Below are 17,015 nucleotides of genomic sequence, written 5' to 3'. Positions count from 1 at the left end.
TGTGCGGGGGCGCCCGGCGCGTTCTGGGGGTGTGGCGCGGCGGTGGGCGGTTGTCGGGGGGTGGGGGGGTCCGCGGTCGGGCGCGCGGGGGGGGGCCCCCCCCCGGGGGGGGGGGGGGCCCCCCGACTGCTTACGACCCGTTACTGCGGGTCCGGACCCTTGGCCACCGGGCGGGACTCGTCGGAGGACCACTCCGACCACGAGCCGACGTACAGCGACGCGGGGATGCCGGCCACCGCGAGGGCGAGCACCTCATGGGCGCCGGACACACCGGAGCCGCAGTAGACGCCGACCTCGGAAGTGCCGGACGCGCCCAGGGAGTTGAAGCGGGCCGCGAGGTCGGCGGCCGGCCGGAAAGTACCGTCGTCCGTCACGTTCTCCGTGGTCGGCGCGGAGACCGCTCCCGGGATGTGGCCGCCGACGCGGTCGATCGGCTCGACGTCACCGCGGTAGCGCTCGGGCGCGCGGGCGTCCAGGAGCAGTCCGGAGCGGGCCAGCGCCGCCGCCGCGTCGGCGTCCAGGACGTCCGTGGTGTTCGTCTCGGGGACGAACGAACCCGCGGCCCGAGGGCGCTCGTCCCCCGCCTCCAGCGGACCGCTCCACGCCGCGAGGCCGCCGTCGAGCACGCGCACCGAGGGGTGCCCCGTCCAGCGCAGCAGCCACCAGGCGCGCGCGGCGGCCCAGCCCTGCCCTCCGTCGTACACGACCACGTCCCGGTCCGCCGAGACCCCGGCCGCCCGCATCACCGCTCCGAAGTGCTCCACGTCCGGCAGCGGGTGCCGCCCCGCCGCGCCCGCCGGGCCCGCGAGGTCGGCGTCCAGGTCGACGAAGACCGCCCCGGGGATGTGGCCCTTCTCGTACTCGGCCCGCCCGTCGAAGGCGGGGGCGCCCGCCGCCTTGGCGGTGCTCAGCTGCCAGCGGATGTCCAGGAGCACCGGCGGGTTCTCGCCCGCCGAGTCGCTCGCGAGTTCGGATGCGGAGATGATGACATTCATGGGCCCCATCCTTGCGCACGGGGTGGCCGCATCGGTCAGGTACGGCTACCCTGCCGCCGGACGACCGCTGAACACGCGGCGTACAGAACCGGGCACGCCGTGTACTGCTGAACGACACCACTGAGCAACCGCGCGTCTACGGATGAGATACGTCGAACCGGGCATCCTCTGGGCGGAGCCGGGCAAGCGGCGCGGCCGGGGCGCGCGGCGCCCGAGGTGGTGCGAGCATCTGCACGGGCGGGCAAACGCGCGCGCGGCATAGGTACGTGCGTTCGAAAGCAGAAGCCGAGCGGCCACCACGACGGGCCGAGGAGAGAGTGACGATGACGGAGGCACGGGGGTCGACGGGCAGGCATGACGGCTTGGGGGCCGTCCGCCGCGCGCCCGGCACACCCACCTGGGTGAGCCTGATGGCGCATGGCCTGGCCGCGACCCAGGAGTTCTACGGAGCGTTGTTCGGCTGGGAGTTCCGGCCTGGCCCGGAGCAGCTGGGGCCCTACGTCCGGGCGCTGCTCGACGGCCACGAGGTCGCCGGGATCGGCCAGCTGCCGCCCGACCACCATCTGCCGATCGCCTGGACGCCGTACCTGGCGTCGGACGACGTGGACGCGACCGCCGAGGCCGTGCGGCACTGCTGCGGCACGATCGGCGTCGGCCCGCTGGACGCGGGCGCGGCCGGGCGGATGGCCATCGCGGTGGACCCCGCGGGCGCGGTGTTCGGGATCTGGCAGGCGGCGGAGCACCTGGGCGGCGCGATGGTCGGGGAGCCCGGCACGCCCGCCTGGAACGAGCTGGTGACGCCGGAGACGGCGGGCGTCACCAAGTTCTACCAAGCGGTCTTCGGCTACACCGAAGAGGCGGTCGTCTCGGCCGACTTCGACTACGTGACGCTCCAGGTCGAGGGGCGGCCGGTGGCCTCGGTGCACGGCGTGGGCCAGGCCCTGCCGCGGGACCGGGGCTCGCACTGGATGACGTACTTCGAGGTCGCCGACGTGGACGAGTCGGTGGAGCGGGTCGTCGAACTCGGCGGCCACGTCGTCAAGCCCGCCCGTGCGGGCACCCATGGGCGGGTGGCCACGGTCGCCGACCCGGAGGGCGCCGTCTTCACGCTCGTGCGGTCGGAGGGCTGACTCAGGCGCGGGCGGACGTGTCGACCGGCAGCACGTCGGGCGACAGGGCGCCCGCGCGCGAGGTCGCCGCCGTCATCCGGCGCCTGTGGTGACGGCGGCACAGCACCTCGTAACCCACCTCGTCCGCCGCGTGGTTGACGTCGCCGATGACGACCTGCGCGCCCTCGACGACCATCGCACCGCCTATGGTGCGGGCGTTGTGGGTGGCACGGGCGCCGCACCAGCACAGCGCCTCTACCTGCAACACCTCGACGCGGTCGGCGAGTTCGACCAGGCGCTGCGAGCCCGGGAAGAGCTTGGAGCGGAAGTCCGTGGTGATGCCGAAGGCGAAGACGTCCAGGCTCAGGTCGTCGACGACGCGGGCCAGCTGGTCGATCTGCCCGGGGGCGAGGAACTGCGCCTCGTCCGCGATCACGTAGTCCGCGCGGCCGCCCTGCGAGAGGTGGTCGACGAGATGGGCGTAGAAGTCGAAGCCGTCCGCGGCCTCGATGGCGTCCGTGACGAGCCCCAGCCGCGAGGAGAGCTTGCCCTCGCCGGCACGGTCGTCACGGGTGTAGATCATCCCCTTCAGGCCGCGGGCCGAGCGGTTGTGCTCGATCTGCAGAGCCAGGGTGCTCTTTCCGCAGTCCATCGTTCCGGAGAAGAACACCAGCTCGGGCATGGGGAGTTGAGCCTTTCGGGGCGTACGGGGGCGGTGCGGGTCGGCGGTCTGGTCAGGAGCGTACTTCGATGAGCGGCACCAGCTGCTCGACGGCGGTCATGGAGCCGTGCATGCCGACCAGGGCCGACTCCTTCGGCTCCTTCTCGGTGGCGATGATCGCCACGTCGTCGTGGGCCGCGGCGATGACGTCGCCGATGCGCCGGTACACGCGCTCGTCGACGGCGCCGGGCGGGCCGAACCAGCCCGCGCCGATCGCCTCGTCCCGGCTCGCCACCCAGAACTGCTCGCCGAGCACCTCGCGCCAGACGGTCAGGACGTCGTTCTCGGCGCCCGGCACCGCGTACACATGGCGGGCACGGCCCTCGCCGCCGAGGAGGGCGACGCCCGCGCGCAGCTCCCAGTCCTCGTCGAAGTCGATGCGCGACTGCTCGTCGAAGGGGATGTCGAGCATGCCGTGGTCGGCCGTGACGTACAGGGCGCTGCGCGGCGGGAGCTGCTCGGCCAGGCGCTGGACCAGACGGTCGACGTACATGAGCTGGCCGCGCCAGGCGTCGGAGTCGACGCCGAAGCGGTGGCCCTTGCCGTCCACCTCCGCGTAGTACGTGTAGACCAGCGACCGGTCTCCCGCGCCCAGTTGCTCCGCCGCGAGATCCATGCGGTCCTCGCCGGAGAGCTTGCCGCGGAAGCTGCCGCCACTCAGCGCGATCTTGGTGAGCGGGGTGTTCTCGAAGGTCGGGGACGACACCTGGGCGGTGTGTACGCCCGCCGCGTGGGCCTGCTGGAAGACGGTGGGGTACGGCTGCCACTTGCGCGGGTCCGTCCACGGGTTCCAGCGGAGCTGGTTCATCAGCGCGCCGGTGGCGGGATTGCGGACGGTGTAGCCGGGCAGGCCGTGCGACGCGGGCGGCAGGCCCGTGCCGACCGAGGCCAGGGAGGTCGCCGTGGTGGCGGGGAAGCCCGCGGTGATCGGACGTCCCGTACCGCCGCGCGAGGAGCTGATGAGCGAGGTCAGGAAGGGCGCCTCGGCCGGATGGGCGCGCAGCTGCTCCCAGCCGAGGCCGTCGATCAGGAAGACGCAGTTCCGGTCGGCCGGGGCGAGTTCCTGGATGACGGGCGCGAAGCCCTCGACACCCTGGTGGGAGACGAGCGTGGGCAGCAGGTCGGCGAGCGAGCCCGCGCCGTACTCGGGCAGGGGCGCGGAGTCGAGGGAGAGCGGCTCTACGTCGTCCCAGGCGGGCAGGGACATCAGCGGGCGGTCTCCGCGGTCGCCTCGGACAGCGCCTGCGCGAAGGCCAGGGTCTGGCGCACGGCGTCCGGTCCGTCCCCCGCCTCGCTGACGCGCAGGCTGAGGTCGTCGGCGGTGGAGCTGCCGGTGTACCCGTGGTCCGCCTCGCAGTTGGGGTCGCCGCAGGCGGCGGGCTCCAGGTCGATGCGTGCCACGGCGCCCCAGCCGATGGTCAGGACGACCTCGCGGGGCAGCGAGCCCGGGACGTACTTCTCCGGGTTGGCCACGACGCGGCTGACCACGACCGATGAGATCCGGCCGATCTTCACGGACTCCGTGGAGGTCGTCGCGTACGGCGTCGGGGACGTGCTGTCCGCCGCCTGCTCGTCCGTGTGGCTGACGATGAAGCGGGTGCCGGTCAGGACGAGGACCGTCACATGCCGGCGCACTTCGTTCGCGTCGAACGTGGTCTCCTGGTGGACCAGGTACGACCCGATGGGATCGCCGCCGATCGCGGCCTCCACCGCCTCGGCCACGAGGGCCGGGTAGTAGCCGCTGCGCTCGATCGCCGCGCGCAGCCCCTGGGTCGTCGTACCGGTCTTTGCCATGCCGTCCATCCTACGACCCGGCGGAGGGCGCACGGTGCCCCACTGGCCGCCTCAGTACCCGGGCAGGGCCCGCGGGCCGAGGTCGCTGCGGGCCGGCGGGGGCGCGAGCCGTACGGAGGCACCGAGCACGGAGAGGCCCCGCTGGGCGACGACCACGGGCTCCAGGGACACCGCGACGACCTCCGGGTGATCGTCCACGAGGCGCGAGACCCGCTGGAGCAGCTCTTCCAGGGCCGGGGTGTCCACGGGCGCCGAGCCGCGCCAGCCGAAGAGGAGCGGGGCGGTCCGGATGGATCTGACCAGGGAACCCGCGTCGCGTTCGGTGACCGGGATCAGCCGGTGCCCGGTGTCGCCGAGCAGTTCGGACGCGGCGCCCGCGAGCCCGAAGGAGAGCACCGCTCCGGCCGCCGGGTCGATGACCGCGCGCACGACGGTGTCGACGCCGCGGGGCGCCATCGCCTGCACGACGGGCCGCAGCTCGGCGGGCTTGCCGAAGGCCTCGGTCAATTCGGCGTACGCGCGGCGCAATTGCTCCTCGTCCGCCAGGTCGAGCCGGACACCGCCGAGGTCGGCGCGGTGGCGCAGGTGCGGGGCCGTGGTCTTGAGGGCCACGGGGTAGCCCAGCGCACGGGCGGCCGCCACGGCCGCGTCCGGGTCGGGCGCGGGCAGGGCGTCGCGTACGTCGATGCCGTACCGCCCGAGCAGTTCGCGGGCGTCGTCCTGGCCGAGGGTGGCGCCGCGCGGGTCGCCCTGCTCGGCGAGGAGCTCGCCGATCCGCCGGGCGGCTCCGCTCTCGTCGATGTCCTCGTACTCGTGAACCTTGCCGGGCTCCTTGGCCTCGCGCCGCCACTGGGCGTACTTCACGGCTTCGGCGAGCGCCCGGACGGCACGCTCGGCGGCGGGGTAGGCGGGGATGCGGTAGGGCTGCGCGGGGTCCGAGGACGGTGTCGCCGGCGCCGGTGCCGTCGCCGTCGCCGTGGGCAGGCGTTCCGCGGGGCGGGAGTGGCCCTCACTGCCGGGTGCGGGTGCGGCGGCGTCGGGGCGGGTCCGCGTGGCGGCGGCCAACGCTTCGGCGAGGCCGCCGAGTTCCACGTGGACCACGGCCACGGGCTTCGCGGGGCACCCCGCGGCGGCGGCGTGCAGCTCACCGGCCAGCGTCTCGGGGGACGCCGTGGTGCCGTCCTCCCCCACCCAGGGGATGGCGGTGACGATCACGGCGTCACAGGAGTCGTCCGACAGGGCGTCGGCGAGCGCCGCGCGGAAGTCCGCGGGGGTCGCCCCCGTGGTCAGATCCCGCGGCGGCATCGGCCGGAGCCCGTCGGCGACACACGCGTCGTACGTCAGAAGCCCGAGCGACTCGGAGTTGCCGAGGATGGCGACCCGGGGCCCGGAGGGCAACGGCTGCCCGGCGAGCAGCAGCCCCGCATCCACCATCTCGGTGACGGTGTCGACCCGGACGACGCCCGCCTGGCGCAGCAGCGCCGACACCGTGGCGTGCGGAAGCCGCGTGGCCTGCACCGCGTGCCCCGTGGGCGCGATCCCGCTGTGCCGCGCCCCCTGCACCACGACCAGCGGCTTCGCCGTCGCCGCGCGCCGGGCGAGCCGCGTGAACTTGCGCGGGTTGCCGATGGACTCCAGGTACATCAGGGCGACGTCGGTGTCCGGGTCCTCGTACCAGTACTGGAGCACGTCGTTGCCGGACACGTCCGCGCGGTTGCCCGCGCTCACGAAGGTCGAAAGGCCTGCACCGCGCCGGTGCAGCCCGGAGAGCAGCGCGATGCCGATCGCGCCGGACTGGGTGAAGAGGCCGATCCTGCCGCGCTCGGGGGGATGCGGGGCCAGCGACGCGTTGAGCCGTACGTCCGGCGACGTGTTGATGACCCCGAAGGCGTTCGGGCCGAGGATCCGCGTGCCGTACGACCGCGCCTGGCGCACCAGTTCGCGCTGGCGCTCACGGCCCTCGGGACCGCTCTCCGCGTACCCGGCGGAGATCACGACGAGCCCGAGCACCCCGCGCTCCCCGCACTCCGCGACGGCCTGCGGCACCCGCTCGGCGGGCACGGTGACGACGGCGAGCTCGACGGGCTCGTCGATGTCCCGCACGGAGCGGTACGCGGGCACCCCGTCGACCTCGGCGCCCTTCCCCCCGGCGGCCTGCTCCCTCTCGTCGAACGCGCTGTTCACCGCGTACAGGCGTCCCGTGAAGCCCGCCTCGCGCAGATTCCGCAGCACGCTGCGCCCCACGCCGCCCGGCGTGCGCCCGACGCCGATCACGGCGACCGACTTCGGTGTGAGGAGGCGCTGGACCGACCGCGCCTCGGCGCGCTGCTCACGGGCCCGCATCACGGCGAGCGAACGGTCGGTGGGCTCCAGATCGAATTCGAGGCGGACGACGCCGTCCTCGAAGCTGCGCTGCTGCTGGTAGCCCGCATCCGTGAACACCTTGATCATCTTGGTGTTGGCGGGCAGCACCTCGGCGACGAACCGCCGGATGCCGCGCTCCCTGGCGACGGCGGCGATGTGTTCGAGAAGCGTGGAGGCGACGCCCCTGCCCTGGTGGGCGTCCTGCACGAGGAAGGCGACCTCGGCCTCGTCGGCGGGCGCGCTGGCGGACATACCGCGCGAGTCGATGCGGTCGAAGCGCACGGTGGCGATGAACTCGCCGCCCACGGTGGCCGCCAGACCCACCCGGTCCACCTGGTCGTGATGGGTGAAGCGGTGCACGTCCTTGGCGGACAGGCGGGGGTAGGGGGCGAAGAAGCGGTAGTACTTCGACTCGTCCGACACCTGCTCGTAGAAGCTGACCAGGCGCTCCGCGTCCTCGGCCGTGATCGGCCTGATCCGGGCGGTGCCTCCGTCACGCAGCACGACGTCGGCTTCCCAGTGGGAGGGGTATGCGTGCCGGTCCGACGGGGTCTGCATGGGGCCAGGGTACGGGTCGCGAAGGCGCCTTGGCCGGGGCACGCTAGGAGTCGTCGACGGCCGGGACACGGGACCACGTGGTGGAAGGACGTACGGTCTTCGGAGTACGGGCCGGTCGTCGGCCGGGTGCGGACAGATGTCCGGCGGAGCACCCGTGACGGCATGAGACACTGGTCTAGACAAGTGTGAGACACCTGGAAGGGCAGCAACACATGGCTGAGCGCCGCGTCAACGTCGGCTGGGCCGAGGGCCTTCACGCCCGACCCGCCTCCATCTTCGTCCGCGCGGCCACCGCCGCCGGCGTCCCCGTGACGATCGCCAAGGCTGACGGCAACCCCGTGAACGCCGCCTCCATGCTCGCGGTGCTCGGTCTGGGCGCGCAGGGCGGCGAGGAGATCGTGCTCGCCTCCGACGCCGAGGGCGCGGACGCCGCTCTCGACCGTCTGGCGAAGCTGGTCGCGGACGGCCTCGAGGAACTCCCCGAGACCGTCTAGTACGGACTGGTACTCATACGCCGAAGGGCCCGCCCGAAATAGGGGCGGGCCCTTCGGCGTTTCCGCGTCCGCTTACTGAATATCGACACCGGACGCAGCATCGGAACGCAGACTTCGGACGCTGAATTCACTGAATTTGGGCAGCAGAAGTAATCCCCACCGAATAGCACTTCTTTGTATACGGCGCCTCTGTTAATGCCGGAGGCCCACCGTGTTTACGGCATGTTGCGAATCCCTCACACGATCACGGTCGCGGCCGCGGCCCCGCTCTCCGCGAGCGGGAAGCGCGGGGAAACGCAGTCGGTGCGCCCCCGTCGCCCGCTCCGTGTGGGCCGCGGTGAGCGACCTGGCCCGCTCCGCGTCGCCGCGCGCGACCGCGTCGACGATCGCGGCGTGCTCCGCCCAGGCCTCCGCGGGCGAGGCCGACGTCTCGACGACGTACATCCAGGCGATCTTGTGCCGGAGCTGGGTGAGCAGCGACGTGAGGCCGGGGCTGCCGGACGACTGGGCGAGCGTCTCGTGGAACCAGCCGCCCAGGGAGCGCAGATCCTCGCTCTGGCCCCGCCTGGAGCGCTCCTGACCGAGCCTGACGAGGCCGCGCAGGACCTTCAGGTGCGCCTCAGTGCGGCGCTGAGCGGCACGGGCGGCGCCCAGCGGCTCCAGGAGCAAGCGGATCTCCAGGAGGTCGGCCGCCTCCTGCTCGGTGGGCTCCGCGACGCACGCGCCCGCGTGCCGTCGCGTGACGACGAAGCCCTCGGCCTCCAGGGTGCGCAGGGCCTCGCGCACGGGGACGCGGGAGACTCCGTAGCGGCGCGCGAGCAGTTCCTCGGTGAGCCGGCCACCCCGTTCGTAGACACCGGAGACGATGTCGTCCCGGATGGCCGTGCATACCGAGTGCGCCGGAATGCGCATGACCTGACCTCCGCCTTAATCCCCGCGAAACGCGGTCGATCGACGCCTGTTCAGCGACTCTATTGCAGAGCGGCTGAATTTCCGACGGGTGGCCGGAATCCATGGATACTTTTGGCCAAAGGCGATGCGGGAACGGCGAAAGCCCCGGCTCTCCATGAGCCGGGGCTTTCGGTGAATCGGGTGCGCGTCGCGCGAAACGCCTGGGGTCAGACGTTGACGCCGTGCGAGCGGAGGTACGAGACGGGGTCGATGTCCGTGCCGTACTCCTCGCCGGTGCGGGCCTCGAAGTGCAGGTGCGGGCCGCTGGAGTTGCCCGTGGAGCCGGAGAGGCCGATCTGCTGGCCCGGAGTGACCGCCTGGCCGACGGTGACACCGAGGGACGACATGTGGCCGTACTGGGTGTACGTGCCGTCGTTCATCTTGATGACCACGTTGTTGCCGTACGCGCCGCCCCAGCCGGCCTCGACGACGGTGCCGGAGCCGACCGCGTGGACCGAGGTGCCGGACGCGGCGTGGAAGTCGACGCCGGTGTGGCTGCCGGAGGACCACATGGCGCCGCCGGTCTGGTAGCCCGTGGAGATGGACGAGCCGGAGATCGGGGAGACGTAGGTGTTCAGGCGCTTGCGCTCGGCCTCGCGAGCGGCACGCTCCTTGGCCTCGCGCTCCTTCTTGGCCTTGGCCTTCGCCTCGGCCTCCGCCTTGCGCTTGGCCTCCTCGGCCTTCTTCTTGGCGGCCTCTTCGGCCTTCTTGGCGGCTGCGGCGTCGTCGGCGGCCTGCTGCTGGGCGGCGGCCTGCGCGTCGATGCTCTGGGCGAGCGAGTCGCCCACGGAAATCGCCTGGGTGAGGCCGGTGTGCTCAAGAGCCGCGTCGTCGGCGGCGAGCGCCGGAGCGGCCAGGCCTCCGATGACACCGGTGGTGGTGAGCGCGGCGACGCCCGCTACGTTCGCGGTCGTGCGCGTGAGGCGGCTCGGGCGACGGTGCTTCCCGGTGGCACGGGTGAACGCCATGAAGCGGCTGATCCTTTCCTTCCTTCTCGCCTACCGGGTTAGCTGACGGGTTCGGAGCAGGAAGGTCTCCTACGAGTCCCTCGCCTCTCGGCAAGGTTCCCGATTCACCCCAAGGGGACATGTGGGTCCCCGGCTCCCCTGGCTCGCGCCGTACGGGGACTCGGCGATGACTGTCCGGTGCCGCGGGTGCGACGTACTGCATGACGAACAGCCGGACCAGACGCTAAGCGGGGCGTCTTTCAAACGACAAACGGATCAGAGCTTTTGTAGCGCACGCCACAGGTCAGACACGTAACCTCCATACCAATTCGGACATATGGGGACCCCAGGAGCAATTTTCCGCCACTGGGGTCCCCATATGTCCTGACTGTCACTCAGCCCGTGACCACACTCACTTCACCGATGCCGAGCGCCCTGACGGGCTCCTCGATCTGCGCGGCGTCACCGACGAGCACCGTCACGAGCCGGTCCCCGGGGAAGGCGCTCACGACGGCTGCGGTGGCCTCCACGGTGCCGGTGGCGGCCAACTGGCGGTACAGCTGCGCCTGGAAGTCGTCCGGCAGGTGCTGCTCGACCTGGTCGGCCAGGGTGGCCGCGACGGACGCCGCCATCTCGTACTTGAGCGGGGCGACGCCCACCAGGTTCTGCACGGCGACGTCGCGCTCGGCGTCCGTGAGGCCGTCGGCCGCGAGGGTGCGCAGGACCTTCCACAGGTCGTCGAGGGCCGGACCGGTGGACTCGGTGTCCACGGAGCCGCTGATGGCCAGCATGGCGGCGCCCGTGCCGTCCGGAGCGGAACGCAGGACCTGGGCGAACGCCCGTACGCCGTAGGTGTATCCCTTCTCCTCGCGCAGGACGCGGTCCAGGCGCGAGGTGAGGGTGCCGCCCAGGCAGTACGTGCCGAGCACCTGCGCGGGCCACACGCGGTCGTGCCGGTCCGGTCCCACGCGGCCGATGAGCAGCTGCGTCTGGACCGCGCCGGGGCGGTCCACGATGACGACACGCCCGGTGTCGTCCGCGGTCACCGGGGGCACCGGACGCGGCTCGGCCGTGCCGCCCGTCCAGGCGCCGACGGTGTCGGCCAGGACGGCGTCCAGGTCCACGCCGGTCAGGTCGCCCACGACGACGGCGGTCGCCGTGGCGGGACGCACGTGCTTCTCGTAGAAGGTGCGCACCGCAGCCGAGTCGATGGCCGTGACCGTCTCCTCGGTGCCCTGACGGGGGCGCGACATGCGCGAGGTGGCCGGGAACAGCTGCCGGGAGAGCTCCTTGGCGGCGCGGCGCGCCGGGTTGGCGGCCTCGTGCGGGATCTCGTCCAGGCGGTTGCGTACGAGGCGTTCGATCTCGCTGTCCGCGAAGGCGGGGGCGCGCAGGGCGTCGGAGAGCAGGCCGAGCGCCTTGGGGAGGCGGGAGACCGGGACCTCCAGGGAGACGCGGACGCCGGGGTGGTCGGCGTGTGCGTCCATGCTGGCGCCGCAGCGGTCGAGTTCGGCGGCGAAGTCCTCGGCGGAGTGCTTGTCGGTGCCTTCGTTGAAGGCCCTCGCCATGATCGTGGCGACGCCGTCCAGGCCCGCGGGCTCGGCGTCGAGCGGCGCCTCCAGGTGGATCTCCACGGCGACGACCTGCTGGCCGGGGCGGTGGCAGCGCAGCACCGTGAGGCCGTTGTCCAGGGTGGCGCGCTCGGGCGCGGGGAAGGCCCACGGCCGTGCGGTGCCGGCCTGGGGCTGCGGGTGGAACTGCATCGTTGCGGCCTCGGTCACTTCGCCGCCTCCTCTTCTTCGTCCTCGTCGGTGGCTTCGGCGCCCTCGGGGGCGGCGATGGGCTCGTACACGAGCACCGCGCGGTTGTCGGGGCGCAGGCGGGCCGCCGCGGCCGCCTTGACCTCTTCCGCGGTGACGTCGAGGACGCGCCCGACGGCGGTCAGCGCGAGCTGCGGGTCGCCGAACAGGACGGCGTACCGGCACAGTTCGTCCGCGCGTCCCGCCACCGTGGAGAGCCGGTCGAGCCACTCGCGCTCCAGCTGGGCCTGGGCGCGCTCCATCTCCTCGGCGGTGGGGCCCTCTTCCGCGAAGCGGGCGAGCTCCTCGTCGACGGCCGCCTCGATGACGGGCACCTCGACGTCGCCGGACGTCTTCACGTCGAGCCAGCCGAGCGAGGGGGCTCCGGCGAGGCGCAGCAGGCCGAACCCGGCCGCCACGGCGGTGCGGTCGCGGCGCACGAGGCGGTTGTAGAGCCGGGAGGACTCACCGCTGCCGAGGACCGTGAGCGCCAGGTCGGCCGCGTCGCACGCGCGCGTGCCGTCCTCCGGGAGGCGGTAGGAGGCCATCAGGGCGCGGGCCGGTACCTCTTCCTCGACGACCTCGCGCAGCTCCTTGCCGATCGTGTCGGGCAGCGAGCCGTCGCGCGGCGGCTGCTTGCCGTCGTGCGAGGGGATGGACCCGAAGTACTTCTCGACCCAGGCCAGGGTCTCCTGGGGGTCGATGTCGCCGACGACCGACAGGACGGCGTTGTTGGGCGCGTAGTACGTACGGAAGAAGTTCCGCGCGTCCTCCAGCGTCGCCGCGTCCAGGTCGGCCATGGAGCCGATCGGGGTGTGGTGGTAGGGGTGGCCCTCGGGGTACGAGAGGGCGGTCAGCTTCTCGAAGGCCGTGCCGTACGGAACGTTGTCGTAGCGCTGGCGGCGCTCGTTCTTGACGACGTCCCGCTGGTTCTCCATGGATTCTTCGTCGAGCGCGGAGAGCAGCGAGCCCATCCGGTCGGCTTCGAGCCACAGGGCCAGCTCCAGCTGGTGTGTGGGCATCGTCTCGAAATAGTTGGTGCGCTCGAAGCTCGTGGTGCCGTTGAGCGAACCGCCCGCTCCCTGCACCAGCTCGAAGTGGCCGTTGCCGTGCACCTGCTTCGAGCCCTGGAACATGAGGTGCTCGAAGAGGTGAGCCAGGCCCGTACGGCCCTTGACCTCGTGGCGCGAACCGACGTCGTACCAGAGGCAGACCGCGGCGACCGGGGTCAGGTGGTCCTCGGAGAGCACCACGCGCAGGCCGTTGGCCAGCCGGTGCTCGGTCGCTGTCAGGCCGCCGGAGCCGGCCTCGGCTGTGGCCGTGTGACCCATGGGCATGTACGTCCCTTCGATCGCGAAAAGCTGGAAATTCTGCCAGTCGTGCCACTGTATGCAAGCGTGCTGACAACCGGTGAAGTTCCCGCTCCGCGCTCGGCGTAGTCGCGGCCGAAGACCGGGTCGTGGTCGGCGTTGTCAGTGGGACAGTCCACAATGGTCGGCGTCAGATCCCGTTGATGCCCTGGCAGACACCGTGAAGGAGCCGCAGCAGCGATGGCCCGCCGCAGCACGAAGACCCCGCCGCCCGATGAGTCGTTCGAGGAGAAGATCCTCGACATCGACGTCGTCGACGAGATGCAGGGCTCCTTCCTCGAGTACGCGTATTCGGTCATCTACTCGCGCGCCCTGCCGGACGCCCGCGACGGCATGAAGCCGGTGCACCGCCGCATCGTGTACCAAATGAACGAGATGGGCCTGCGCCCCGACCGCGGCTATGTGAAGTGCGCCCGCGTCGTCGGCGAGGTCATGGGTAAGTTGCACCCGCACGGCGACGCGTCGATCTACGACGCCCTCGTGCGCATGGCCCAGCCCTTCTCCATGCGCCTGCCCCTGGTGGACGGCCACGGAAACTTCGGCTCGCTCGGCAACGACGACCCGCCGGCCGCCATGCGGTACACCGAGTGCAAGATGGCCGACGCGACGTCCTTGATGACGGAGTCGATCGAAGAGAACACCGTCGATTTCGAGTCGAACTACGACGGCCAGGAGCAGGAACCGGTCACCCTGCCCGCGGCCTATCCGAACCTCCTGGTCAACGGCTCGTCGGGAATCGCCGTCGGCATGGCGACGAACATGCCGCCGCACAACCTCGGCGAGGTCATCGCCGCCGCCCGCCACCTGATCAAGCACCCCGGGGCCGACCTCGAGACGCTGATGCGTTTCGTGCCGGGCCCCGACCTGCCCACGGGCGGCCGCATCGTCGGCCTGACCGGGGTCAAGGACGCGTACGAATCGGGTCGCGGCACCTTCAAGATCCGCGCGACGGTGGCCGTCGAGAACGTGACCGCCCGCCGCAAGGGCCTGGTCGTGACCGAACTGCCCTTCTCCGTAGGCCCCGAGAAGGTCATCTCGAAGATCAAGGACCTGGTCGGCTCGAAGAAGCTGCAGGGCATCGCCGACGTCAAGGACCTCACGGACCGCTCGCACGGCCTGCGCCTGGTCATCGAGATCAAGAACGGCTTCGTCCCCGAGGCCGTCCTGGAGCAGCTCTACAAACTGACGCCGATGGAGGAGTCCTTCGGCATCAACAACGTGGCGCTGGTGGACGGCCAGCCCCTCACGCTCGGCCTCAAGGAGCTCCTCGAGGTCTATCTCGACCACCGCTTCACCGTCGTGCGCCGCCGCAGCGAGTTCCGCCGCAGCAAGAAGCAGGCCAGGCTGCACCTGGTCGAGGGGCTTCTGGTCGCTCTCCTGGACATCGACGAGGTCATCCGCCTCATCCGCTCCAGCGACAACTCCGCACAGGCCAAGGAGCGCCTGATGGAGCGCTTCTCGCTGAGCGAGATCCAGACGCAGTACATCCTCGACACGCCGCTGCGCCGCCTCACCAAGTTCGACCGCATCGAGCTGGAGACCGAGCGCGACAAGCTCAAGGCCGAGATCGACGAGCTGACCCGGATCCTGGAGTCGGACGCGGAGCTGCGCAAGCTGGTCTCCGCCGAACTGGCCGCCGTCGCCAAGAAGTTCGGCACGGACCGGCGCACGGTCCTCCTGGAGTCGGCGAGCGCCCCGGCGGCCACGGTGTCGTTGCAGGTGGCGGACGACCCGTGCCGCGTGCTGCTCTCCTCGACGGGCCTCCTCGCCCGTACGGCCAACGGCGAGCCGTTCGCAGAGAACGACACCAAGCGCGTCAAGCACGACGTGATCGTCTCGGCCGTCCCCGCGACCGCGCGGGGCGAGGTGGGTGCGGTGACGTCCGCGGGGCGGCTGTTGCGCCTCTCCGTGGTGGATCTCCCGCAGCTCCCGGAGACGGCGGCGGCACCCAACCTCTCCGGAGGCGCGCCGATCTCGGAGCTGCTCTCCCTGGAGACGGACGAGAGCCTGATCTGCCTGATGACCCTGGACGAGTCCTCACCGGGCCTCGCCCTCGGCACCGAGCAGGGCGTGGTCAAGCGCGTGGTGCCGGACTACCCGTCCAACAAGGACGAGTTGGAGGTCATCACCCTCAAGGACGGTGACCGGATCGTCGGCGCGGCCGAGCTGCGCACGGGCGAGGAGGACCTGGTCTTCATCACGGACGACGCCCAGTTGCTCCGCTACCAGGCCTCGCAGGTCCGTCCGCAGGGACGTCCCGCGGGCGGCATGACGGGCATCAAGCTCGCGGACGGCGTGAAGGTCATCTCCTTCGTGGCGGTGGACCCGGCCGTGGACGCCGTGGTCTTCACGGTGGCGGGCTCGCGCGGCACGCTCGACGACTCGGTGCAGACGACGGCCAAGGTGACGCCGTTCGACCAGTACCCCCGCAAGGGCCGCGCCACGGGTGGCGTACGTGTCCAGCGCTTCCTGAAGGGCGAGGACTGCCTGAGCTTCGCGTGGGCGGGCCCGACGCCGCCGCTCGCGGCCCAGCGCAGCGGTCTGCCGGCGGAGCTGCCGGAGATCGACCCGCGTCGCGACGGCTCGGGGGTGTCGCTGGCGAAGCCGGTGGCGGCGGTGGCGGGCCCGGCCTGATCAGTCGCCCTGCGGCTCTTGGAGGTCGCGGGCGTCCTGTACGTAGCGAAGTACGCCCCACATGCTGTGCTCATCGGCACCGGCCTGTGGGGCGTCGTACTCCCGGCACGCCCCGAGCTCCTTCTCCAGAGCGGGGACGTCGATGCCCGACCCGATCAGGACGAGCTGGGTGAGCCGGGGCTCACCCGCGGCCCACGGCTCGGGGTAGAAGCGCAGGAACCGCCCCACGGCGTGCACGGCGTACTTGTTGCGCGGGTCGGCGGCGCCGAAATCGACGTACCCCTTGATGCGGTAGAGCCCTTCGGGCCGACTGTCGAGGAGTGCCATGAACGGGCGGGGGGCCATGGGCACTTCGGAGGAGAAGGAGAGGCTTTCGTAGGCGGAGTGCAGATGGCCGAGGTGCGCGTCACCGGGCTCACATTGGTGCAGGCCGTCTTGGCTCAGGTCATCTCGACGCGGATCGCCTTCATGCAGATCGTCTTGATGCAGGTCGTCTTGATGCACGTCGTCTTGATGCAGATCGTCGAAGGACAGCTGCCCGACTCGCTCCCCCACGGGCTTCCGGTCGAGGAGCAGCTCGACGTCGACGCGCCCGTACGACGCGGCGACCACGGCCGCGCGGTCGGTGAACCCCCGGACGACGCCGAGGATCCGCTCGCGCTCCTGTTCAGGGACCCGGTCGGTCTTGTTGACGACAACAAGATCGGCGATCCCCAGATGCCGGTCGACCTCGGGATGCCGCTGCCGGGTGGAGTCGAACTCGGCGGCGTCGACGACCTCGACGAGCCCCCCGTACACGATGTGGGGATTCTCGCTGGCGAGCACCATCTTCACGAGCTCCTGCGGCTCGGCGAGCCCACTGGCCTCGACGACGATGACATCGATCCGGGCAGCGGGCCGGGCGAGCCGCTCCAGATACTCGTCGAGCTCACTGGCGTCGACGGCACAGCAGAGGCACCCGTTGCCGAGCGAGACGGTGGAGTCACCGAGCTGCCCGGCGACGGCCATGGCGTCGATCTCGATGGACCCGAAGTCGTTGACGATCGCGCCGATCCGGCTGCCGCCACTGCGGTGCAGCAGGTGGTTGAGCAGGGTGGTCTTGCCGGAGCCCAGGAAGCCGGTGAGGACGATGACCGGGATCTGCCCGGCACCCGACTGAGTCAACGTGCGACCCCTTTCACACTGACTTTCACGCTGACGCGTGCACTGACATGTGCACCGGCGCGTGCGCCAGCTCTCGTACGACGAATGAATGCTTCCCCAGCATACGAGCGCGTAG

13 protein-coding genes and 1 riboswitch are annotated in these 17,015 nt (G+C 71.5%); of the genes, 3 read left to right on the top strand and 10 right to left on the bottom strand.

Features of this window, described 5'->3' with window-relative positions:
• Positions 1-140: 140 nt before the first annotated feature.
• The gene (locus tag ACIGXX_RS37825; RefSeq protein ID WP_399982761.1) at positions 141-995 is read right to left on the bottom strand and encodes a sulfurtransferase; all 855 of its coding nucleotides are present in this window, start codon (positions 993-995) and stop codon (positions 141-143) included.
• Between the two features lie 323 nt (positions 996-1,318).
• Between ACIGXX_RS37825 and ACIGXX_RS37820 the strand changes: the two genes are divergently transcribed.
• A complete protein-coding gene (locus tag ACIGXX_RS37820) occupies positions 1,319-2,125 on the top strand; it encodes a VOC family protein (RefSeq protein ID WP_351173587.1) in 807 nt (268 codons plus the stop codon).
• 1 nt (position 2,126) lies between these two features.
• Here ACIGXX_RS37820 and ACIGXX_RS37815 read toward each other — a convergent pair whose 3' ends face one another.
• Genes ACIGXX_RS37815 through ACIGXX_RS37800 form a run of 4 tightly spaced genes read right to left on the bottom strand, consistent with a single transcriptional unit; the run spans position 2,127 to position 7,541 of the window.
• Complete coding sequence (locus ACIGXX_RS37815; protein WP_351173590.1) at positions 2,127-2,786, bottom strand: thymidine kinase; 660 nt, start codon at positions 2,784-2,786, stop codon at positions 2,127-2,129.
• A gap of 52 nt (positions 2,787-2,838) precedes the next feature.
• Positions 2,839-4,032, bottom strand: coding sequence for a nucleotide pyrophosphatase/phosphodiesterase family protein (locus tag ACIGXX_RS37810; RefSeq protein WP_366464011.1), 1,194 nt, complete (start codon positions 4,030-4,032; stop codon positions 2,839-2,841).
• Entirely contained in the window at positions 4,032-4,619 is a 588-nt protein-coding gene (locus ACIGXX_RS37805) for a DUF5998 family protein (protein ID WP_351173596.1), read from the bottom strand. The genes ACIGXX_RS37810 and ACIGXX_RS37805 overlap by 1 nt, the downstream gene beginning before the upstream one ends.
• A gap of 51 nt (positions 4,620-4,670) precedes the next feature.
• Positions 4,671-7,541, bottom strand: coding sequence for a GNAT family N-acetyltransferase (locus ACIGXX_RS37800; protein WP_399982755.1), 2,871 nt, complete (start codon positions 7,539-7,541; stop codon positions 4,671-4,673).
• Between the two features lie 212 nt (positions 7,542-7,753).
• Here ACIGXX_RS37800 and ACIGXX_RS37795 point away from each other — a divergent pair, with 212 nt between their 5' ends.
• Positions 7,754-8,035, top strand: coding sequence for an HPr family phosphocarrier protein (locus ACIGXX_RS37795; protein ID WP_190085156.1), 282 nt, complete (start codon positions 7,754-7,756; stop codon positions 8,033-8,035).
• 192 nt (positions 8,036-8,227) lie between these two features.
• Here ACIGXX_RS37795 and ACIGXX_RS37790 read toward each other — a convergent pair whose 3' ends face one another.
• The 4 genes from ACIGXX_RS37790 to ACIGXX_RS37775 all read right to left on the bottom strand — a co-directional run bounded on the left by ACIGXX_RS37790 (position 8,228) and on the right by ACIGXX_RS37775 (position 13,069).
• Positions 8,228-8,947 carry a GntR family transcriptional regulator gene (locus tag ACIGXX_RS37790; RefSeq protein ID WP_366464009.1) on the bottom strand — a complete coding sequence of 240 codons (720 nt, stop codon included), beginning with the start codon at positions 8,945-8,947 and terminating at the stop codon, positions 8,228-8,230.
• Positions 8,948-9,153: 206 nt separating this feature from the next.
• Positions 9,154-9,954, bottom strand: a complete 801-nt coding sequence (locus ACIGXX_RS37785; RefSeq protein WP_351173606.1) for a M23 family metallopeptidase — start codon at positions 9,952-9,954, stop codon at positions 9,154-9,156.
• Between the two features lie 12 nt (positions 9,955-9,966).
• Positions 9,967-10,130, bottom strand: a riboswitch (cyclic di-AMP (ydaO/yuaA leader).
• A gap of 198 nt (positions 10,131-10,328) precedes the next feature.
• The gene (locus ACIGXX_RS37780; RefSeq protein WP_351173609.1) at positions 10,329-11,714 is read right to left on the bottom strand and encodes a pitrilysin family protein; all 1,386 of its coding nucleotides are present in this window, start codon (positions 11,712-11,714) and stop codon (positions 10,329-10,331) included.
• Complete coding sequence (locus ACIGXX_RS37775; RefSeq protein ID WP_399982749.1) at positions 11,711-13,069, bottom strand: M16 family metallopeptidase; 1,359 nt, start codon at positions 13,067-13,069, stop codon at positions 11,711-11,713. The genes ACIGXX_RS37780 and ACIGXX_RS37775 overlap by 4 nt, the downstream gene beginning before the upstream one ends.
• A 213-nt stretch (positions 13,070-13,282) precedes the next feature.
• Here ACIGXX_RS37775 and ACIGXX_RS37770 point away from each other — a divergent pair, with 213 nt between their 5' ends.
• A complete protein-coding gene (locus ACIGXX_RS37770; RefSeq protein WP_366464007.1) occupies positions 13,283-15,736 on the top strand; it encodes a DNA topoisomerase IV subunit A in 2,454 nt (817 codons plus the stop codon).
• Here ACIGXX_RS37770 and ACIGXX_RS37765 read toward each other — a convergent pair whose 3' ends face one another.
• Positions 15,737-16,900, bottom strand: coding sequence for a CobW family GTP-binding protein (locus tag ACIGXX_RS37765; RefSeq protein ID WP_399982745.1), 1,164 nt, complete (start codon positions 16,898-16,900; stop codon positions 15,737-15,739).
• Between the last annotated feature and the right edge of the window lie 115 nt (positions 16,901-17,015).

This window comes from Streptomyces sp. NPDC055243 (assembly GCF_044544025.1).
Classification (GTDB): domain Bacteria; phylum Actinomycetota; class Actinomycetes; order Streptomycetales; family Streptomycetaceae; genus Streptomyces.
The sequence above is the reverse complement of the archived record's forward strand: the minus strand, read 5'-3'. Positions and strand labels throughout refer to the sequence as shown.